This is a genomic window from Nocardioides marinisabuli (assembly GCF_013466785.1).
In the GTDB taxonomy this organism is placed as follows: domain Bacteria; phylum Actinomycetota; class Actinomycetes; order Propionibacteriales; family Nocardioidaceae; genus Nocardioides; species Nocardioides marinisabuli.
Genome location: NZ_CP059163.1, coordinates 3,274,065 through 3,294,023, shown reverse-complemented (window position 1 = coordinate 3,294,023; position 19,959 = coordinate 3,274,065). Strand labels below are relative to the sequence as shown.

Below are 19,959 nucleotides of genomic sequence, written 5' to 3'. Positions count from 1 at the left end.
CTGCTAGTGCCGCGTTCGTCTTTGTCGTGGCGATTCCAACCGACCTGGTCGACACACCGATCTTCGGCCGTGAGGTTCCTCCTACGTGGTGGGCCTGGCCCTCCCTCGTTCTCTCCTCGGTCCTGGCCGGACTGCTGGTTGGGTCCTATGTGGTGGCCCCGGCACGTATTGGCGATGACCGCCGGGCCCGGCGCGGTGGATGGATAGGCAGCGCGCTGACGTACTTCGCCGTCGGCTGCCCGGTATGCAACAAGCTCGTGCTCCTCGCTCTCGGCAGCGCGGGAGCGATGACCTGGTTCGAGCCCATTCAGCCGCTGCTGCAAGTTGCCGCGGTCGCTGTCCTCGCCTGGGCGCTACGGCGACGTCTGCTCGGCGAGATCTCCTGTCCCACCGATCTGAAGGAAGTTCATGCCTGAGTCGCATCCCGCCCGCAAGAGCCCCATCCTGCCGGTAATCGTCGCGCTCGCTGCCGCCGTCGCGCTGATCGCAGCGCTCGCCGGCGCGTTCTCCGGCGAGGACGAAGCCGACGGATCAGTCGAGTCCTCAACAGACTCGCAGCAGTCGAGCACGAGCGGTGACTCTCTGGCACGACGCCAGGCCGACGACCCGATGGCAAAGGGCGACGTCGACGCCCCCGTCGTCCTCATCGCCTACTCCGACTTTCAGTGCCCGTTCTGCGGCAAGTGGGCTCGCGACACCGCCCCGGCCCTTGAGGAAAAGTACGTCGCCGATGGCACCCTGCGGATCGAGTGGCGCGACTTCCCCTACCTCGGGTCGGAGTCGACGACCGCCGCCCTGGCCGGTCGCGCGGCCGGCGCACAAGGGGCGTTCTGGGAGTTCCACGACGCGATGTACGCCGACCAGCTGCCCCCGAACAGCGGCAACCTGGACCAGAAGTACGTCGAGGTAGTCGCCGAGGAGCTCGGCCTGGACGTGCAGCAGTTCCGTGCGGACATGAAGTCCCAGGCGACGGCGGAGCAGGTGGACGCCGACTTCCAGGAGGGCCAGGCGCTGGGCATCACGGGGACCCCGTCGTTCCTGATCAACGGTGTCCCGGTCATCGGCGCCCAGCCGACCCAAGTGTTCGAGGACATCATCGAGGAAGCCGCTGCCGGATGATCGAGATCGGCGTCGTCGCGGCGTTCGCCGCCGGGGTCCTCGCGCTCCTCTCACCGTGCAGCGCACTGCTGCTGCCGTCGTTCTTCGCCTACGCGTTCGCCACCAAGCGCGCGCTGGTGACTAGGACGCTGGTCTTCTACGTCGGCCTGCTGATCACCCTGGTCCCGCTCGGCACGGGCGCGGCAGCCGCGTCGCGACTGATCTACGGCCACCGACCGCTACTGATCGCGGTCGCCGGCTGGACCATCATCGGACTGGGCCTCCTGCAGCTGGTCGGTAAGGGCTTCGCGCTGCCGTTCGCTAGCCGCCTTCAGACCTGGTCTGCCACTCGCGGGAGCGAGGGATGGGTCTCGACCCTGATCCTGGGGGCGGTCTACGGTCTTGCGGGCTTCTGCTCCGGTCCGGTGCTTGGCGCCATTCTGACAGTTGCCGCCACCCAGAGCTCGCCGTGGCGAGGCGGAGCCCTCCTCGCGGTCTACGCACTCGGGATGGCGGCACCATTGCTGGTGCTCGCCGCCATCTGGGATCGTTTCGATCTCGGCCGCCGCCGCTGGCTGCGCGGGCGCACCCTGACCTGCGGGCCGCTGCGCGTCCACACGACATCTGCCGCCGCCGGAGTCCTCTTCGTGATCATCGGCGTGGTGTTCCTCCGCTATGACGGCACCGCCGGCATCACCGGGGCCTTCGGCATCGGCGACACCGTCGACCTGGAGTTCACCGCCCAGCAGGCAGTCGCGAAGTGGGCCGCCGCGGCGCCGGACTGGCTGTTGCCCGCAGTCATCCTGCTTGCGGCACTGGTGGTGGCCTGGCGCCGACGACGCGGCAGCTCGAGGAGCGACGGCCCGGCGTCTACCCCGACACACGAGCGGATCGACGAGGAGCTGCGCTCCCGATAGCACCCCAGCGCTCCGGGTGGACCGTCTCAGGCAAGGGCGAGGAAGAGCTTCTCCATCTTCTTCACGTCCACGTCGTCGAGACCCTCGTCGGACTCGTTGAGGCACTGCTGCAGACCGGTGGCGACGATGGCGTAGCCGGCGCGGGAGAGCGCCTTGTTGACGGCGGCCAGCTGCGTGAGGACGGACTCGCAGTCCGACCCCTCCTCCATCATGCGGATCACGCTGGCGAGGTGGCCGTTGGCGCGCTTCATGCGGGTGATGATCGCCTTGATCTCGGTGGGTTCGAGGTCCATCAGTTGTTCTCCAGTGCGGCTAGCGCCGCGGTCAGCCGCTGTCTTGCGTGGGTCGCGACGGTGCGGAGGGTGTCGCCGGCCCGGTCATCAGCAGCGAAGGACATCATGGCGTCGGCATCGAAGGCCTCGACGATGGTGGTGGTGTCGTCGACGGCGCGGACGACGACGTTGCAGGGCAGCAACGCGGCGATCGAGGGTTCCGCCTGCAGCGCCTGGTGGGCCAGCTCGGGACGGCAGGCCCCCAGGATCACCTGGGGTGCGACGTCGACGTCGAGCTTCGCCTTCAACGTGGCCTTCAGGTCGATCTCGGTGAGGATGCCGAATCCCGCGGCCGAGAGCTCGGCACGCACCGCCTCGACCGTCTCGTCGTAGGGCCGACGCACCGTGGTCTTGAGCGTGTACTGCGTCATAGGTCATTCCCTCCCGGGTACCGATCACGAGGTCCGTGGTTGGCCTGCATCCACAACTATACAACCCCCCTGGGGGATGTGTTAACGTCCGGGGCATAACCCCCCCGGGGGTTATGTTGTGCAGATCGACAAGCCAACGAAGGAGTCCATCTATGCGTGAGACCACCGTCGACCAGCTCGCTGCAGCGCTCGACCAGGGCGCGCCTGTCGTCGACGTCCGTGAGCCTGCGGAGTTCCGCGAGGGGCACGTGCCCGGTGCGACCAACATCCCGATGGGTCAGCTGACCGCCCGTCTGGGCGAGATCGACCCGAACCGACCGGTGCACGTGGTGTGCGCCTCGGGCAACCGCAGCAGCGCGATGGCCGACGTCCTGACCGCCAACGGCTTCGACGCGATCAACGTCGCCGGCGGGACCAGCGCCTGGATCCGCTCCGGGCGACCGATCGAGAAGTGAGGCGAACATGACCGACGACACCACCACCGAGACACCCGCGCCAGCCTCGGCGACCGAGGAGACGCAGCAGCACCCAGCCGAGGGGCTGACCGTACGCACCCTTGAGACCCCCTCGCTCGGAGACCGCACCTACGTGGTTCACGACGGCGCGGTCGCCCTCGTGATCGACCCGCAGCGCGACATCGACCGGGTAGTGGAGGTGCTCGAGGCCGACGGCGTCCAACTGACCCACGTCTTCGAAACCCACATCCACAACGACTACGTCACCGGCGGCCTGGCGCTCGCGCAAACAACCGGAGCGGCCTACTTGGTCAACGGCGAGGACGAGGTGTCCTTCGACCGCACCCCGATCACCGACGGCGAGGTCGTCGAGGTCGGCGACCGGATGCGCGTCCGCGCCATCGCCACCCCCGGCCACACCTTCACCCACCTGTCCTACGCGCTCTCGGTCGACGGCCCTGACGGCGAGGAGCCGTACGCCGTGTTCACCGGCGGCTCGCTGCTTTACGGCGCCACCGGACGACCCGACCTGCTCGGCGAGGAGCACACCGACGCCCTGGTGCGCCACCAGCACGCATCGGCACACAAGCTCGCCCAGCAGCTGCCCGACGAGGCCGAGGTCTACCCGACCCACGGGTTCGGGTCCTTCTGCTCGGCCACCCAGTCCGACGCCACCGCCTCCACGATCGGCGACGAGAAACGCTCGAACCCGGTCCTGACCCAAGACGAGGAAACCTACGTCCGCGAGCTGCTAGAGGGTCTCGGCGCCTGGCCGGCGTACTACGTGCACATGGGACCCGCCAACGCCGCTGGCCCCTCCGCGCCCGACCTCTCCCCGGTGCAGGAGGCCGACGCAACCGAGCTGCGACGCCGGATCGAGGCGGGCGAGTGGGTAGTGGACCTGCGCAACCGCAAGGCCTTCGCCGCCGGGCACGCCCCCGGAACCTTCAACTTCGGACTCGACGGCGCCTTCTCGACCTACCTGGGCTGGCTGATCGAGTGGGGCACCGCCGTGACCCTGCTCGGCGAGACCGCCGAGGACGTAGCCACCGCCCAGCGCGAGCTGGTCAGGATCGGCATCGACCGGCCCGCAGCCCAAGCCACCGGCGGACCGAAGGACTGGACCGACGGCGACCTCGGCACCTTCCCCACCGCCACCTTCGCCGACCTGGCGCAGGTGCGACACCACCGCGACGTCGTCGTGCTCGACGTGCGCCGCGCCGACGAGTACGAGGGCGCAGCGATCGCCGGGGCGATCAACATCCCCATCCACGAGCTGCCCCTCCGCGTCGGTGATGTGCCCGACGGTGAGGTGTGGGTGCACTGTGCCAGCGGTTACCGCGCCTCGGTCGCCGCCTCGTTCGTCGCCGCCGCCGGCCGCACCCCGGTCGCGGTCGACGACTCCTTCGAGAACGCCGAGAAGGTCGGCCTGCACCTGGTGAGCCCCGAGGGCGACACCACCGACGGTGCCGACGGGCCCGACGCCTGAGATGACACTGCTCCTCGCCGTCGCCGCCGGCGTCTTCATCGGCTTGTCCCTGGGGGCACTCGGTGGCGGCGGCTCGATCCTGGCGGTGCCGGTGCTGGTGTACCTGCTCGATCAGTCCGCCTCCCAGGCGACGACCGGGTCGCTGGTGGTCGTCGGCGTCACCTCCCTGTTCGGGGCGATCGCCGCACACCGCGCCGGCAACGTGCTGCTCGGCCGCGGCCTGGTCTTCGGCCTGGTCGCGATCGGCGGGGCGGTGGCGGGAGCGGAGGCGTCCACCCGGGTCCCCGAGGACATCCTGTTGGCCGCCTTCGCCGCCTTGATGCTGCTGGTCGGCGGGATGCTGGCCTGGCGCCAGCTACGTCACCGTCGCGGAGACGACCCTCGGCACGTCGCGCGGCCCACCCTGGACGACCCGATCATCACGTTCAGCCCGACCTTCGCCTGCCAGTGCCCCCGGGCGCTCAAGGTGCTGGTGACCGCGACCGTCGTCGGGGCACTGACCGGCTTCCTGGGCGTGGGCGGCGGCTTCCTCGTCGTTCCCGCCCTCCTGCTCGCCCTCGCGCTGCCGATGGAGTACGCCGCCGGCACGTCACTGGTGGTCATCACCATCACCAGCGCCGCAGCGCTGGCCGTCCGGGCCGGCTCTAACGCCGCGCCGGACTGGACGTCCGTCGCCGTCCTCACCGCGACGTCGGCGGCAGCAGCCGTTGTAGGGGCACGCCTCGCCGACCGTGTCGGCACCAACCGCCTCCAGGCCGCCTTCGCCGTCCTGGTCCTCGGCGTCGCCGTCTACACGGCAGCCCGCGCGGTCCCCGCCCTTCTCTGATCACACCCACCGCTCAACCCTCATCGAACGGAACACTCATGAGCACTACCCCCGCCCGATCGAAGGGCGCCTCCCCCGACTTCACTCCCGGCTTCCGCCCAGGCCCCCTCGGCCGCCTCGGCCTGTGGGTCACCGACCACGCCAAGCTCGTCACCGGCGTCTGGCTGCTGCTGATCGTCGGCCTGGGCGCCTTCGCCCCCCAGGTCGAGCACAACCTGTCCGGCGCCGGCTGGCAGGCCGACGGATCGGAGTCCGTCGCCGCACGCGAGCTCGCCCAGGAGAGCTTCGGCGGCAACGCCTCCTCGGCCATCCAGGTCGTCGTGCACTCCACCGACGGACCCGTTACCGAGGGTCCCGGCGCCGAGGTCATCGCCCAGGTCACCCGGATGCTCGAAGCCGAACCACGCATCGCTGACGTGATCCAGCCGATGCCCGGCGCGACCCTCAGCCAGGACGGCAGCACCGCGATCATCCTCGCGGGCGCGGGTGCCGACACCAACGAGATGGTCCGTGTCGCCACCGACCTCAAGGGCGACCTCCAGGACCTTTCCGTCGAGGGCATCCAGGTCAACCCGACCGGCTCCTCGCTGCTCTGGTCGGACTTCAACGAGGCCAACCTTGAGGCGATGCTGAAGTCCGAGATGGTCTCCTGGCCCGTCACCATGGCGATCCTGGTGCTCGCTTTCGGCGCTCTGGTCGCCGCCGGCCTCCCCCTGATCCTGACTCTCGCAGGACTGGTCGCCTCCGCAGGTTCGCTTGTCCTCATCAATGAGCTCGTCCCGGTCTCCATCTGGGCGATGAACTTCGCGATGATGTTCGCCCTCGCGCTCGGCATCGACTACGCGCTTTTCCTCGTCGTCCGCTACCGCGCCTCCCGCATGGGCTCGGGCAACTCCGCCAAGCAGGCCATCGCCGAGACCATGGACACCGCCGGCAAGGCCGTCCTGCTCTCCGGCGCCACCGTCCTGATCTCGCTCTCAGCCGTGATGCTCGTGCCCTCGCCCTCGTTCCGCTCGATGGCCGGCGGGATCATGCTCTCGGTCGTCTTCGTCCTGGCCGCCACACTCACCCTGCTGCCGCTGGTGCTGTTCAAGCTCGACCACAAGATCAACAAGCTGTCCCTGCCCTGGGTCAAGACCGGGGAGCACCGCTCCCCGAAGTTCGCCGCGTGGGGCGAGCGACTCTGGAAGCGCCCCGTCGTCTGGGGCCTGGGCGCGCTCATCGTGCTGCTCGCGCTCGCCGCACCGGTCATCGGCCTCAAGACCGCTATGCCCTCCATCAAGGTCCTGCCCGAGGACGCCAGCGCCCGGATCGGCTACGACCTGGTGCAGGAGTCGTTCGGTGAAGGTGCACCCGGCACGCTGCAGATCGTGATGAAGGCCTCCGACGCCGAGGCCGCGAGCACCGTGCTTTCCTCCGACTCCGGCATCGCCGGAGCGATGCCGGCCATGCCGGCAGCCGACGACAGCGGGCTGGTCCTCATCCAGGCCGTGCCGACCGTCGACCCCTCCGACCCCGCCCTCAACGACACCGTCGACCGGCTGCGCGCCGACCTGCCGCCGAGCGCGCTGGTCGGAGGCGCGGCGGTGGAGAACCTCGACCTCAAGGCCCAGCTCGACGAGTCCACGCCGCTGGTGATCGCCGTGGTCCTGGTGCTCGGGTTCCTGCTGTTGCTGGTCGCGCTCCAGGCTCCACTGATCTCCTTGCTCGGGACGCTGGCCAGCCTGCTGTCGACGGCTGCGGCCTTCGGCGTGGCACGGCTGATCTTCCAGGAGGGCTTCGGCGCCGAGTTCTTCGGCTTCGAGAGCCAAGGTTTCCTTGACGCGTGGGCTCCGGTGTTCTTCTTCGCGATGATCTTCGCGATCGCGATGGACTACACGGTGTTCCTGCTGGCATCGGCCAAGGAGCACTACGAGCACTCCGGAGACCCGAAGGACGCGATGGTTGGCTCGCTGGCCCACTCAGGACGGGTCATCTTCGCCGCTGGCGCGGTTATGGTCGCGGTGTTCTTCACCTTCGCGCTCTCCGGCCCCCTGCCGCCCAAGGAGATGGGCATCGTGCTCGGCGTCGCCGTCCTCCTCGACGCCTTCCTCGTGCGGCTCGTGCTGCTGCCGGTCATGCTGCGCCTCACCGGCAAGGCGGCATGGTGGTCGCCGGCCTGGCTGCGCAAGGTGCTGCCGACCATCACGTTCTCGCACGGCTGATCACCCCTCGACCGCCGCGGCGTGCCCCCTAAGCCGCGGCACGTGGTCCGGGCGCCCGTCCCCCGCGGGTGTCCGGACCACACCTCGCGTCACCTTCACTTTTTCTGCACGATCACCTCGAACCGAAGGAGCCCCCACCATGTGCCGAGCAGTCACCTGCAAGAAGTGTGGCAAGACCACCTGGGCCGGCTGCGGCCAGCACGTCGACCAGGTCCTCGCCCGCGTCCCACGCGCCGACCGGTGCGCCGGCCACCCCCGCGAGGCCGGAACCGGGTTCTTCAGCCGCATCTTCGGAGGCAAGGCATGAACCTCGACCGCGCCGTTCTCCTCCTCGCCGGCACCATGACCCTGCTCAGCGTCCTGCTGGTGGCCCTCGTATCACCGTGGTGGCTGCTGCTGACCGCCTTCGTCGGGCTCAACCTGCTCCAGTCGTCCATCACCGGCTTCTGCCCCGCGGCCGTCATCTTCCGCCGGCTCGGCGTCAGCAGCGGGTGCGCCTTCCGATGAGCGACGACGGCTCTCACCACTGGGATGCTGTCTTCGCGTCGCGCGACCTCGACAGGTGTCGTGGTTCGAAGAGACGCCAACCCACTCCGTTGAGCTCCTGCGCCAACAGGCCGGCTCGGTGATCGACATCGGAGCCGGCGCGTCCCGGCTCCCCGACGCGCTCCCCGCCGACGGTCGCGAGGACATCACCGTGCTCGGCATCTCCCGCGAAGCGCTCGCAGTGACGCGCGAACGGCTCGGCTCCGCGGAAGGGCGGGTCGCCTACGTCGTCAGCGACGTCCTGTCTTGGGAACCCTCGCGCACCTACGACGCCTGGCACGACAGAGCCGTACTCCACTTCCTCACCGAGCCGGCCAACCAAGCGGCGTACGTCGACCTGGCCGCCCGCACCATTTCCCTCGGCGGCCTGCTGGTCCTGGCCACATTCGGCCCCGACGGACCCACGTCCTGCTCGGGCCTGCCGACGGCCCGCCACTCCGCCGAGGACCTCGCCGCCCTCGTCGCGCGTGCCTTCACCTTTACCCATGCCGAAACGCGGATCCACCGCACCCCCGGCGGCTCCGAGCAGCAGTTCACCTGGATCAGCGCTCGGCGCACGGATGGCTCTCATTGATCTGCGCGACTCCCCGGGCTGGCGACGTTCAGCCGATCTAGAAAGCGGCTGACATCTAGATCAATCTAGGCGCTCCCACTCATCCGGGGACGCCCAGAGCAACGCGGTAGCCTGTTACACATCCGGTACAAACAGCCGGCCAACCTCGACGTTTGCGCAGGTCAGCATGGGTCAGTCAGTCAGTACTACGACATCTGATCCCTGGGTCTCGCTGACCTGCGGATAGGTGCCTGAAACGGCGCCTGACCTGCGAAAACGTCTTCCGACGTCTTCCAGCGTCAGGCGCCGTTTTTCGCTGCTGTGCGTACCCAGTGCACCCCACGGCCTGATGATGTTGACCAGCACCGCACCGCCTGCCACGGCGTGTGTGAATCGCCCTGGGTCTGATGGAGGCTCGGGCTATTGGATTTCGACCAGGGGTTGGTCGGTCCGTGTCTGAGCGTAGAACGTCTCTTCGAACTCTGTGGGAGGGACGTCGTTGAGGTAGCCGTGCAGGCGGTCATGGTTGTGCCAGTGGACCCAGGACAGGGTCGCGAACTCGACGTCCTCGACCGTCTTCCAGGGGCGCCCCTCGCGTGCAGGGCCGCGGATCAGCTCGGCCTTGTAGTAGCCGTTCACGGTCTCGGCCAGCGCGTTGTCGTAGGAGTCGCCGACGGTGCCGATCGAGGGGACCGCGCCGATCTCGGCGAGGCGTTCGCCGTATCGAATCGATGTGAATTGACTGCCGGCATCGCTGTGACACCGCAACCCGGTCAGGGTCGTGCCGCGTGACCACCGGGCCATCTCGATGGCGTCGAGGACCATCGTGGTGCGCATATGCGAGGCGACCCGCCACCCCACGATCATCCTCGAGTAGGCGTCGATGATGAAGCAGACGTAGGCGATCCCGGCCCAGGTCGGCACGAACGTCAGGTCGGTGACCCACAACTGGTTGGGGGCCGTGGCGGTGAAGTCGCGGCCCACCAGGTCGGGGTGGCGGGGCACGCCGGCTTCGGGCTTGGTGGTGCGGACCCGTTTGGTGCGCCGGACCCCCTCGATGCCAGCAGTGCGCATCAGCCGAGCGACCTGGTCGCGGCCGAGGTCGTGACCGGCGCGTCGGGCGGCCTTCCAGACCTTGCGTGCGCCGTAGACGCGGAAGTTGTCCTCCCACAGCTGGCGCACCACCGGGCCCATGACCTCATCGCGCTGCGAGCGCGTCGAGGGCTGGCGGTTCTTGAACTCGTAGTAGCTGCTCGGGGCCACCTGCAGCACGCTGCAGATGCGCTCGACCCCCAGCCGCCGGCCCGCGACGACATCGTCGCGGTTGGCGTCGATGAACGCGGCTACCTCTTGTGCTGGCGGTCGAGCTCCGCCCCGAAGAAACTGGCTGCCCGCTTCAGAATTTCGTTGGCCCGCTTGAGCTCACGAACCTCCTGCTCCAGGGCCTTCATCCTCGCCGCGTCGCTCGTGCTCACGCCGGGCACGTGGCCCTCGTCGATATCGGCCTGGCGCACCCACGAGCGCACCGACTCGGTGCCGTAGCCGAGTTGAGAGGCGACGCGCTGGACCGTGCCGTGCTCGGTGCCGAGCTCGGCACGCAGGGTCCTGACCATCCGCACTGCAGCGGCCTTCTCCTCAGGGCTGTAGCGACGCGTGGTCGGCTTCCCTGGGGTGGTGTCCTTGGGCATGAGTCCATCCTCGTTTCCAAACGATGGAGACTCCAACCAACCCAGGGCGGTTCACGCGGCTGCTCATCCCACACTCGAAAGCCGAGGAGCAGGTCGTCTACTTCGCGATCAAGCGTTTGGTGCCGACTGAAGGATCCGACGTCGATGACGGGCTCGCCGAGCACCAGCACGTCGAGGAGACGCTCAAGGAACTGCTGGCGGCGGATCGGAGGCCCCTGGCGTGGACGGACTCTTCGCCGCGATGATCGGCGAGGTACGGCACCACGTGGAGGAAGAGGAGGAACAGATCCTCCCGGCATTCGCTGACGCAGCGACCAACCAACAGCTCAGCGACCTCGGGCAGCGGTTCACCGAAGCCAAGGATCAGGCCGCCGCGGAACTCGACTGAGTCAATAGGGTCCGTCGGACCGTCGACGCAAACCTGATGTGGACGATGCACAGTCGCCGCTGAAATCCGCGAACCTGGTTGGCGAGCCTGCCCTGGGTCAACGGTTTGCTGGGCGTCGGATCCCGGTGGAAGACCCGCACAGCGACGGCTACTTTCGCGGCCGGCCGGTCCACCACCCACGCCAACCCCGCATCGCTACGCACTCTATGCCCGCTGGCCCACTGGACATTTCTTGGACAGCGAACTCAGGACCGTGGTCGGCGACTGTGCGTCGGCGTTGGCGAGTGGACCGCTCCGGCCGTGCCCGCAATGGGCAGCGCGGCACGGGCGGACCGGATGTGCTGGTCGACGAGTTCGGCCGCGGTCTCGCCTTGCCCGCTTTCGATGGCGGCGTAGATGGCGCGGTGGTCGGCGCGCAGCTGATCGGCGACCCCCTCCCAGTCCGGACCGAGCGCATGCAGCGCCTGCAGGATGGGGCGCCGCATGGAGTCGCGCAGCGCGATGGTCATGTCCGCCACCAGTCGGTTTCCACTGGCCTCGGCGATCGCGACGTGGAATGCCGTGTCAAGGTCGTTGAACGTCTCTTGATCGACGCCGGGACTATCCATTCCGTTCAGCGCCTCACGCATAGCGTGGAGATTCGCTGGAGCCGCGTTGTGCGCGGCTAGGGTGGCGCTGGAGCGTTCCAGCATGACGCGGGCATCGACGACGTCGTCCATGGGGAAGTTGGCCAGGGCAACGTGCAGCCGCAGCAGGCGGGTGAGGGCTTCGCTGGGCATCGCTGACACGAGGGTGCCGGAGTCCTTGCCCGATCCGACCGCCGACCGCACCACCCCTTGGGCCTCCAGGCTGCGGATGGCCTCACGCACGGCGGCTCTGCTGACCTGCAGGTGGCTGGCCAGGTCTCGCTCGCCCGGCAGCCGGTCACCCACCCGCAGCGTCCCCGCGAGGATCTGCTCCTCGATCTGGTCCACAACCAATTCATGTGAGCGACTGCGGGCGATGGGTTGCCACGACCCCTGATCGCTGCCCGGGACGTTCTCAAACGATGCGCGCTCGCTCATCGGCGACCTTCCACTCTTGACGGGTGATGGACGTCACTCTACAGTCCTCTCTATGGTCAGACCACACAGAGGTCGACCGTGGCCAGTATCTTCGACTGATCGCCCTGTGGAGGTTCCCATGTATGTGCCCGATCTCGCCCCGATCGGAGACAGCCTCGCTTGGTCGTCGCTCGTGGCTGCGCTCCCGCTCATGACGATCTTCGTCACCTTGGGTTGGCTGCGATGGAAGGCCCACTTCGCCGCCCTCGCTTCGGTCGCGGTGGCCGTAGCGGTGGCCGTGGTGGCGTACGGCATGCCGGTGGATTTGGCTCTGCTCTCGGCCTCCGAGGGTGCTGTCTTCGGTCTCTTCCCGATCATGTGGATCGTCCTGGGCGCCCTATTCCTGCACCAGCTCACGGTCGTGAGCGGGAAATTCGAGGATCTCCGCGCCACCTTTCACCTGATCTCCGACGACCCGCGCATCCAGGCAATCATCATCGCCTTCTGCTTCGGCGGCCTGCTGGAGGCGTTGGCCGGCTTCGGTGCCCCCGCCGCCATCTCCGGCGTCATGCTGGTCGCGGTTGGCTTCCCCGCGCTGCGCGCCGCGATGGTCGTCCTGCTCGCCAACACCGCACCGGTGGCTTTCGGCGCGATGGCCATCCCGATCATCACCGCCGGCACCCTGACCGGGATCCCGTACGAGGACATCGGCGCCATCGTCGGCCGCCAGACGCCGTTCCTCGCCCTGTTCGTTCCGCTCATTCTCGTCTTCGTGGCTGACGGTCGTCGCGGCGTTCGCGAGGTCTGGCCGTTGGCTTTGGCCGTGGGCGCAGTCTTCGGTCTCGCCCAGTTCGTCAGTTCCAACTTCATCTCCGTCGAGCTCACTGACATCATCGCCTCGCTCGCCGGACTGGCCGCCGCGGTGGCGATGCTCCGCGTGTGGCAGCCCAAGGGGTCGACCGAGGCCGCGGAGCGGCTGACGAGCATGCGTGCAGACGACGCTGAGGCCAGCGGGCTCGGCGGCGACGGGAACGTCGCGGTCCAGGCGAAGAAGGAGATCGACCAGGTCGCGCAGCGTGCCGCTCTCCTCACGCCCGGTCGCATCACGATGGCGCTGTTCCCCTACCTCTTGGTCATCGCGGTCTTCTCCACCGCCAAGCTCGTCCCCCCGGTCACCGACTTCCTGGCCGTGACCGACCGATTGGTCGAGTGGCCCGGTCTGCACGGAGCCGTCGAGTCGGCCTCCACCGTCTATAAGTGGCAGTGGCTCTCCTCCCCCGGCACCCTGCTCGTCATCTCCGCGCTCATCGTCGGGCTGGTGCAGGGCGTGAAGGTCGCACGTATCGCCACCACGTTCCTCGAGACTGTCAAGACGCTCCGCTTCGCGTTCCTCACGGTTGCCTCCGTGCTGGCGCTGGCCTATGTGATGAACTTGTCGGGCCAGACCCAGACGATGGGCCACTGGATCGCCGGCACCGGTGCCGCGTTCGCGTTCCTCTCCCCCATCCTGGGATGGCTGGGCACCGCGGTGACCGGCTCCGACACCAGCGCCAACGCGCTCTTTGCGACCTTGCAGCAGAGCGCGGCGGAGAAGGCCGGCCTCGACCCGACTCTGATGGTGGCCGCCAACACCTCCGGCGGCGTGGTCGGCAAGATGATCAGTCCCCAGAACCTCACCATCGCCGCTGCGGCGGTCGGCCTGGCCGGGCGGGAGTCCGACATCTTCCGCAAGCTCATCTTCTGGAGCCTCGGGCTGCTGCTGGCCTTGTGCCTGCTGGTCGGGCTGCAGTCCACCGTGCTCTCCTGGATGGTGTGACCCAGATGACCTCGCTTCCCGGCCACGGCATGCGTGTGGCGCTCTTCGCGACCTGCTTCAACGACACGATGTGGCCCGAGACGCCCAAGGCGGTTGTCACCGTCCTCGAGCGCCTCGGGGTCACCGTGGAGTTCCCGTTGGAGCAGACGTGCTGCGGGCAGATGTTCACCAACACCGGCTACGCCCGCGAGGCCCTGCCGCTGGTGGAACGCTTCGCCGACGTCTTCAGCGAGTACGACGCCGTCGTCGCTCCCTCCGGCTCCTGCGTCGGCAGCGTCCGGCACCAGCACGCCACCGTGGCCCGGGGGTGCGGACAACCGGCGCTCGCCGACCAGGCCACCACGACTGCCCGCAAGGTATATGAGTTCAGCGAGCTGCTCGTCGACGTGCTGGGCGTGACCGACGTCGGCGCAACCTTCCCGCACCGCGTCACCTACCACCCCACCTGTCACTCCCTGCGGATGCTGCGGGTGGCCGACAAACCGCTACAGCTGCTGCGGGAGGTCCGCGGCATCGACCTCGTCGACCTGCCCGAGGCCGAGGAGTGCTGCGGGTTCGGCGGCACCTTCGCGATGAAGAACGCCGACACCTCGGTGGCCATGGGCGCCGACAAGGCACAGCACGTGCGCGAGACCCACGCCGAGGTGCTGGTCGCCGGCGACAACAGCTGCCTGGCGCACATCGGCGGTCTCCTCACCCGGCAACGCTCCGGCATCCGGGTCATGCACCTGGCCGAGGTACTCGCCTCCACCGAACGCGACTTCGCCGCCGAGAACGAGCTCGGCACAGCAGGCGACAACCCCACCAACCAGCCCACCGACCGGCCCACTGAGGAGGAGGTGACGGCATGAGCGGCACGTTCATCGGGATGCCGAAGTTCCAGACCGCGGCCAAGGAGGCGCTGGGCAACTCCCAGCAGCGCCGCAACCTGCAGCACGCGACCGGCACCATCCGCCGCAAGCGGGCCGGGGTCGTCGACGAGCTCAACAACTGGGACGAGCTCCGCCAGGCGGGAGCGGCGATCAAGGACAACGTCCTGTCCCACCTCGACACCTACCTGGTCCAGCTCGAGGAGTCCCTCACCCAAGCCGGCGCCACCGTGCATTGGGCGGCCGACGCCGAGGAGGCCAACCGCATCGTCACCTCACTGGTGAGGGCCACGGGCGCGGAGGAGGTCGTCAAGGTCAAGTCCATGGCGACCCAGGAGATCGGCCTCAACGAGGCCCTCGAAGTGGCTGGCATCAACGCCTGGGAGACCGACCTCGCCGAGCTCATCGTCCAGCTCGGGCACGACAAGCCCAGCCACATCCTGGTCCCGGCCATCCACCGCAACCGAGCCGAGATCCGCGAGATCTTCCTCCGCGAGATGGGCCAGGTCGGCACCCCGCCCCCCACCGGGCTCACCTCCAACCCCCGCGAGCTCGCCGAGGCCGCGCGGGTGCACCTGCGCGAGAAGTTCCTGCGCGCCAAGGTCGCCATCTCGGGGGCGAACTTCGCGATCGCCGAGACCGGGACCCTCGTGGTCGTCGAGTCGGAGGGCAACGGCCGCATGTGCCTCACCCTGCCCGAGACCCTGATCAGCGTCGTCGGCATCGAGAAGGTACTGCCGACGCTGGAGGACCTCGAGGTGTTCATGCAGCTCCTGCCCCGCAGCTCCACCGGCGAGCGGATGAACCCCTACACCTCCACCTGGACCGGCATCACCCCCGGCGACGGCCCCCAGGACGTGCACGTGGTGCTGCTCGACAACGGACGCACCGACGCGCTGGCCGACCAGGTCGGCCGACAGGCCCTGCGCTGCATCCGCTGCTCGGCCTGCCTCAACGTCTGCCCAGTCTACCAACGCGTCGGTGGCCACGCCTACGGCTCGGTCTATCCCGGACCCATCGGCGCCATCCTCAACCCCCAGCTACGTGGCACCACCAGCGACGTGGACCAGTCACTGCCCTACGCCTCGTCACTGTGCGGCGCCTGCGGCGACGTCTGCCCCGTCAACATCGAGATCCCCGAGCTCCTCGTGCACCTGCGCACCCGCGTGGTCGACGAGCACCGCGGCGGCATCCCCTCGGGCGAGCAGATCGCCATGAAGGGAGCCGCCTGGATGTTCTCCGACCACCGCCGCTGGGAGAAGGCCCAGAAGGGCGCCGAGCTGAGCGGCCGGGCCCTCGGCAAGAAGGACACCATCGGACGCCTCCCCGGGCCACTCTCGGCCTGGAGCGACGCCCGCGACGCACCAACACCTCCCGCCGAGTCCTTCCGATCCTGGTGGAAGCGCGAGAAGGGAGACCCCCGATGAGCACCCGAGATGACATGCTCACCCGGATCGCCGCCGCCTTGGAGGGCGCCGACCGGATACCGCCACCCCAGCGCGAGTACGGCGCCACCACCCCGCTCCCCGACATCGCGGCGACCTTCGTCGAACGCGTCGAGGACTACCGTGCCGTCGTCGAGCGGGTCAATCCCGAAGGCATCACTGCGGCTGTGGCCGCAACTCTGACCCGAGCCACACGCGTCGTCGTACCGCCCGGGCTGCCGCGCGAGTGGGTAGCCGCCCTCGACGGCGCGGAGGTGGTAGCCGACGACGGAGACCTGTCCCCCGACGAACTGGACCATTTCGACGCGGTTGTCACCGCCGCCGCGGTGGGCATCGCCGTCACCGGCACCATCGTGCTCGACCACGGCCCCGACCAGGGCCGCCGCGCGCTCTCGCTGGTGCCCGACGTGCACGTGTGCGTCGTGCGCGAGTCGCAGCTCGTCGGCGACGTGCCCGAGTCAATCGCGCCGCTTCGCCACGCCGTCGACGCCGGCCGGCCCCTGACGTGGATCAGCGGCCCCTCGGCCACCAGTGACATCGAGCTGGAGCGGGTCGAGGGCGTGCACGGACCCCGGACCCTGCACGTCCTGCTTGTCAGCACCGACCATCCCCTGCCGCCGGCGTGATGACGCGCGAGGAGGCGCACCACGGGTCGGCGAGCGCCGTGGTGCCGGTGTTCTTCCTCTCGGACAGCACGGGCATCAGCGCGGAGACCATGGGCAACGCGCTGCTGATCCAGTTCCCCGACCTGCGCTTCGACCGGACCGTGATCCCGTTCATCTCCACCGTCCAAGAGGCTCGTGACGTCGTGGCCCGCCTCGATCGCGCCCTGGACGAGAGCCCCCGCACCCCACTGGTGTTCACCACCGCCGCAAGCGACGAGGTGCGTCTGGAGCTGCGGCGCACCCGCTGCCCGGTCATCGACTTCTTCGACCTGCACATGCGGTCGGTGGAGTCGATACTGGCGACCCGCGGAGTACGACTGCCCGCTCGACTGCACGGCGTCGGGGACATCCAGCGCTACAACAGCCGGATGCAGGCCATCGAGTACACCATCGAGCACGACGACGGCCAGAGGGTGCGCGGCCTGGAGGAGGCCGACGTGATCTTGGTGGCACCCTCACGCTGCGGCAAGACCCCCACCTCGATGTACCTCGCCCTGCAGCACGGCCTGTTCGTGGCCAACTACCCGATCGTCGAGGACGACCTCGACCACACCGAGCTGCCCCGACCTGTCCGACGCCTGCGCGAGCGGTGCTTCGGCCTGATCACCACACCCCAGCGGCTCGCCGCGGTCCGTCAGGAACGTCGCCCCGACTCGGTTTACGCCTCCCTCGACCAGTGCAGCTTCGAGCTGCGCCGCACCGCCGAGATGTTCCAGCGCCACGGCCTGCCGGTCGTCGACTCCTCGACCAAGTCGGTGGAGGAGATCTCGACCATCATCCTGCAGCGACTCAAGACGATGAACTCGATACCCCCCTCCGTCGCCCGTCCCCCGCACTCCCCTGCCCCACGCAGGTCCACCCCGAGGAGCCGTCCATGAGCGAGTCCCCCCACGTCCGCCCCTTCGCCGAGCTCGGCCTGGGCGACCTCGAACAGGTCGGCGGCAAGAACTCCTCCCTGGGCGAGATGGTCAGCAACCTCGCCTCGCTGGGCGTCAACGTCCCCGACGGATTCGCCACCACCGCCGACGCATTCCGACGCTTCATCGGCGACACCGGCCTGGCCGAGGAGATCTCCCACGCCCTCAAGGGTCTCGACATCGACGACACCCAACAGCTCGCCCGCGTCGGCAAGTCCCTGCGCGAGTCCGTCGCCAACCGGCCGTTCCCCGAGGACCTCGAGGCCGACATCCGTGCCGCGTACGAGAGATTGGTGAACGGGCGCGACGACGTCTCGTTCGCCGTACGCTCCAGCGCCACCGCCGAGGACCTCCCCGACGCCTCCTTCGCCGGCCAGCAGGAGACCTTCCTCAACATCACCGGCATCGACAGCGTGCTCCAGGCGATCCGCGAGGTCTTCGCCTCCCTCTACAACGACCGGGCCATCACGTATCGCGTGCACCACGACTTCGAACACGACAGCGTCGCGGTCTCGGCAGGCGTGCAGCAGATGGTGCGCTCGGACATCGGGGCGTCGGGGGTGATGTTCACGATGGACACCGAGTCCGGCTTCGACGACGCGGTGTTCGTGACCTCCTCCTACGGACTCGGCGAGGCCGTCGTCCAGGGCGCGGTCAACCCCGACGAGTTCTACGTCCACAAGCCGGCCCTGCGCGCCGGACGTCCCGCGATCCTCAAGCGCGGAGTCGGGTCGAAGGCCACCAAGATGGTCTACACCGACGACCCCTCGGTCGGCAGGACCACCGCCTTCATCGACACCGACCCGACCGAACGCGGACTGCTCAGCCTCACCGACGCCGAGGTGGAGGAGCTCGCCCGGCACGCGCTCACCATCGAGGAGCACTACGGCCGTCCGATGGACATCGAGTGGGGCAAGGACGGCCTCGACGGACAGCTCTACATCCTCCAGGCCCGCCCCGAGACCGTGATGTCGCGAGCCGGGAAGCAGCAGCGGTTCCGGATGACCGACACGGGCACGGTGGTCGTCGAAGGCCGCGCCATCGGCCAGAAGATCGGTGCCGGCGCCGTACGTGTCATGACCTCGATCGACCAGATGCACGACTTCAACCCCGGCGAGGTCCTCGTGGCCGACATGACCGACCCCGACTGGGAGCCCATCATGAAGCGGGCCTCCGCGATCATCACCAACCGCGGCGGACGCACCTGCCACGCCGCGATCATCGCCCGCGAACTCGGCATCCCCGCCGTCGTCGGCACCGGCGACGCCACCCGCGAGCTCGCCGACGGACGCGAGGTCACCGTCTCCTGCGCCGAGGGCGACACCGGGCTGGTCTACGACGGCCGGCTCGACTTCACCGTCGAGGAGACCGAGCTGGCCTCCATGCCCGGCATCCCCACCAAGATCATGATGAACGTCGGCACCCCCGAGCAGGCATTCGCCTTCGCACGGCTCCCCCACGCCGGCGTCGGCCTCGCCCGGCTGGAGTTCATCATCAACCGACAGATCGGCATCCACCCCAAGGCCCTGCTCGACCACACGACCCTTGACGAGCCCCTGCGCTCCCAGATCGCCACGACCATCAAGGCCTACCCGAGCCCCCGCGACTACTTCGTGCAACGGGTCGCCGAAGGCGTCTCGATGCTCGCCGCAGCCTTCGCCCCCGAACCGGTCATCGTCCGCATGAGCGACTTCAAGTCCAACGAGTACGCCAACCTCACCGGCGGCGAGCTCTACGAGCCCGACGAGGAGAACCCGATGATCGGCTACCGCGGCGCCTCGCGGTACCTGTCGGAGGACTTCGCGGACTGCTTCGCCATGGAAGCCGAAGCACTGAAGTTCGTGCGCGACGACATGGGCCTGACCAACGTCAAGATCATGATCCCGTTCGTGCGCACCCTCGCCGAGGCCGACGGCGTCATCTCCCTGCTCGCCCAGCACGGCCTGGTCCGCGGCGAGAACGACCTCCAGGTCATCATGATGTGCGAGGTCCCCTCCAACGCCATCCTGGCCGAGCAGTTCCTCGAGCGCTTCGACGGCTTCTCCATAGGCTCCAACGACATGACCCAGCTGACGCTCGGCCTCGACCGCGACTCAGCGCTCGTCGCAGGCTCCTTCGACGAGCGCGACCCCGCCGTATTGTTCATGCTCGAACGCGCCATCAAGGCGTGCCGCGACGCCGACAAGTACGTCGGCATCTGCGGCCAAGGCCCTAGCGACCACCCTGACCTCGCCGCGTGGCTGCTCAACCAGGGCATCGCGTCGATGTCACTCACCCCCGACACCGTCGTCGACACCTGGCTCATGCTGGCCGCAGCCGGGAGCCGATGACAGGCGC

Annotated in this window: 22 protein-coding genes; 18 read left to right on the top strand and 4 right to left on the bottom strand. The window is 68.6% G+C overall.

Annotated elements, in window-relative coordinates; all coding sequences use genetic code 11:
• Positions 1-26: 26 nt before the first annotated feature.
• From H0S66_RS15815 to H0S66_RS15805, 3 genes are read left to right on the top strand one after another with little or no spacing between them, the layout of a single operon-like run.
• A complete protein-coding gene (locus H0S66_RS15815; protein WP_218876350.1) occupies positions 27-416 on the top strand; it encodes a hypothetical protein in 390 nt (129 codons plus the stop codon).
• Positions 409-1,119, top strand: coding sequence for a DsbA family protein (locus H0S66_RS15810; RefSeq protein ID WP_179616231.1), 711 nt, complete (start codon positions 409-411; stop codon positions 1,117-1,119). Before H0S66_RS15815 ends, H0S66_RS15810 begins: the two co-directional genes overlap by 8 nt.
• Positions 1,116-2,015: a cytochrome c biogenesis CcdA family protein gene (locus H0S66_RS15805; RefSeq protein ID WP_179616230.1), complete on the top strand. Its 900-nt coding sequence runs from the start codon at positions 1,116-1,118 to the stop codon at positions 2,013-2,015. Before H0S66_RS15810 ends, H0S66_RS15805 begins: the two co-directional genes overlap by 4 nt.
• A gap of 26 nt (positions 2,016-2,041) precedes the next feature.
• On the opposite strand, the gene H0S66_RS15800 is transcribed toward H0S66_RS15805, so the two are convergent.
• Together H0S66_RS15800 and H0S66_RS15795 are read right to left on the bottom strand one after the other, a co-directional pair.
• Positions 2,042-2,308, bottom strand: coding sequence for a metal-sensitive transcriptional regulator (locus H0S66_RS15800; protein ID WP_179616229.1), 267 nt, complete (start codon positions 2,306-2,308; stop codon positions 2,042-2,044).
• A complete protein-coding gene (locus H0S66_RS15795; RefSeq protein WP_179616228.1) occupies positions 2,308-2,718 on the bottom strand; it encodes a DUF302 domain-containing protein in 411 nt (136 codons plus the stop codon). Before H0S66_RS15795 ends, H0S66_RS15800 begins: the two co-directional genes overlap by 1 nt.
• A 152-nt stretch (positions 2,719-2,870) precedes the next feature.
• On the opposite strand from H0S66_RS15795, the gene H0S66_RS15790 reads away from it, so the two are divergent.
• The 7 genes from H0S66_RS15790 (at position 2,871) to H0S66_RS15760 (ending at position 8,812) form a co-directional block, all read left to right on the top strand.
• Positions 2,871-3,173, top strand: a complete 303-nt coding sequence (locus H0S66_RS15790; RefSeq protein ID WP_179616227.1) for a rhodanese-like domain-containing protein — start codon at positions 2,871-2,873, stop codon at positions 3,171-3,173.
• Between the two features lie 7 nt (positions 3,174-3,180).
• Positions 3,181-4,662 (top strand): MBL fold metallo-hydrolase, encoded by a 1,482-nt coding sequence (locus tag H0S66_RS15785; protein WP_179616226.1) that lies wholly within the window; start codon positions 3,181-3,183, stop codon positions 4,660-4,662.
• Position 4,663: 1 nt separating this feature from the next.
• Positions 4,664-5,488, top strand: coding sequence for a sulfite exporter TauE/SafE family protein (locus H0S66_RS15780; RefSeq protein WP_179616225.1), 825 nt, complete (start codon positions 4,664-4,666; stop codon positions 5,486-5,488).
• Between the two features lie 38 nt (positions 5,489-5,526).
• Complete coding sequence (locus H0S66_RS15775) at positions 5,527-7,692, top strand: MMPL family transporter (protein WP_179616224.1); 2,166 nt, start codon at positions 5,527-5,529, stop codon at positions 7,690-7,692.
• 139 nt (positions 7,693-7,831) lie between these two features.
• Positions 7,832-7,999 (top strand): hypothetical protein, encoded by a 168-nt coding sequence (locus H0S66_RS15770; protein WP_179616223.1) that lies wholly within the window; start codon positions 7,832-7,834, stop codon positions 7,997-7,999.
• Entirely contained in the window at positions 7,996-8,199 is a 204-nt protein-coding gene (locus H0S66_RS15765) for a YgaP family membrane protein (RefSeq protein WP_036490917.1), read from the top strand. Before H0S66_RS15770 ends, H0S66_RS15765 begins: the two co-directional genes overlap by 4 nt.
• A 118-nt stretch (positions 8,200-8,317) precedes the next feature.
• Entirely contained in the window at positions 8,318-8,812 is a 495-nt protein-coding gene (locus tag H0S66_RS15760) for a class I SAM-dependent methyltransferase (protein ID WP_179616222.1), read from the top strand.
• A 399-nt stretch (positions 8,813-9,211) separates the two neighbouring features.
• Here H0S66_RS15760 and H0S66_RS15755 read toward each other — a convergent pair.
• A protein-coding gene (locus H0S66_RS15755; RefSeq protein WP_179616221.1) for an IS3 family transposase occupies positions 9,212-10,479 on the bottom strand; the annotation gives its coding sequence in 2 pieces (ribosomal slippage) (positions 9,212-10,176 and positions 10,176-10,479; 1,269 coding nt in all).
• 23 nt (positions 10,480-10,502) lie between these two features.
• On the opposite strand from H0S66_RS15755, the gene H0S66_RS15750 reads away from it, so the two are divergent.
• Both H0S66_RS15750 and H0S66_RS15745 read left to right on the top strand, forming a co-directional pair.
• Positions 10,503-10,724 (top strand): hypothetical protein, encoded by a 222-nt coding sequence (locus tag H0S66_RS15750; protein ID WP_179616220.1) that lies wholly within the window; start codon positions 10,503-10,505, stop codon positions 10,722-10,724.
• On the top strand, positions 10,700-10,867 hold the full coding sequence (locus H0S66_RS15745; protein WP_179616219.1) for a hypothetical protein: 168 nt from the start codon (positions 10,700-10,702) through the stop codon (positions 10,865-10,867). Before H0S66_RS15750 ends, H0S66_RS15745 begins: the two co-directional genes overlap by 25 nt.
• Before the next feature lie 245 nt (positions 10,868-11,112).
• Here H0S66_RS15745 and H0S66_RS15740 read toward each other — a convergent pair whose 3' ends face one another.
• Positions 11,113-11,931, bottom strand: a complete 819-nt coding sequence (locus H0S66_RS15740; RefSeq protein ID WP_179616218.1) for a FadR/GntR family transcriptional regulator — start codon at positions 11,929-11,931, stop codon at positions 11,113-11,115.
• A gap of 190 nt (positions 11,932-12,121) precedes the next feature.
• On the opposite strand from H0S66_RS15740, the gene H0S66_RS15735 reads away from it, so the two are divergent.
• The 6 genes from H0S66_RS15735 to ppsA are packed head-to-tail and all read left to right on the top strand — an operon-like array spanning position 12,122 to position 19,952.
• Positions 12,122-13,726, top strand: coding sequence for an L-lactate permease (locus H0S66_RS15735; RefSeq protein WP_420873729.1), 1,605 nt, complete (start codon positions 12,122-12,124; stop codon positions 13,724-13,726).
• A 5-nt stretch (positions 13,727-13,731) separates the two neighbouring features.
• Positions 13,732-14,577, top strand: a complete 846-nt coding sequence (locus H0S66_RS15730; protein WP_246305164.1) for a (Fe-S)-binding protein — start codon at positions 13,732-13,734, stop codon at positions 14,575-14,577.
• Positions 14,574-16,022, top strand: coding sequence for a LutB/LldF family L-lactate oxidation iron-sulfur protein (locus H0S66_RS15725; protein ID WP_218876349.1), 1,449 nt, complete (start codon positions 14,574-14,576; stop codon positions 16,020-16,022). Before H0S66_RS15730 ends, H0S66_RS15725 begins: the two co-directional genes overlap by 4 nt.
• Entirely contained in the window at positions 16,019-16,666 is a 648-nt protein-coding gene (locus H0S66_RS15720; RefSeq protein ID WP_179616216.1) for a LutC/YkgG family protein, read from the top strand. Before H0S66_RS15725 ends, H0S66_RS15720 begins: the two co-directional genes overlap by 4 nt.
• Entirely contained in the window at positions 16,666-17,583 is a 918-nt protein-coding gene (locus H0S66_RS15715; RefSeq protein WP_179616215.1) for a pyruvate, water dikinase regulatory protein, read from the top strand. Before H0S66_RS15720 ends, H0S66_RS15715 begins: the two co-directional genes overlap by 1 nt.
• Positions 17,580-19,952 (top strand): phosphoenolpyruvate synthase, encoded by a 2,373-nt coding sequence (ppsA, locus tag H0S66_RS15710; protein WP_179616214.1) that lies wholly within the window; start codon positions 17,580-17,582, stop codon positions 19,950-19,952. The genes H0S66_RS15715 and ppsA overlap by 4 nt, the downstream gene beginning before the upstream one ends.
• The last annotated feature ends 7 nt before the right edge of the window (positions 19,953-19,959 follow it).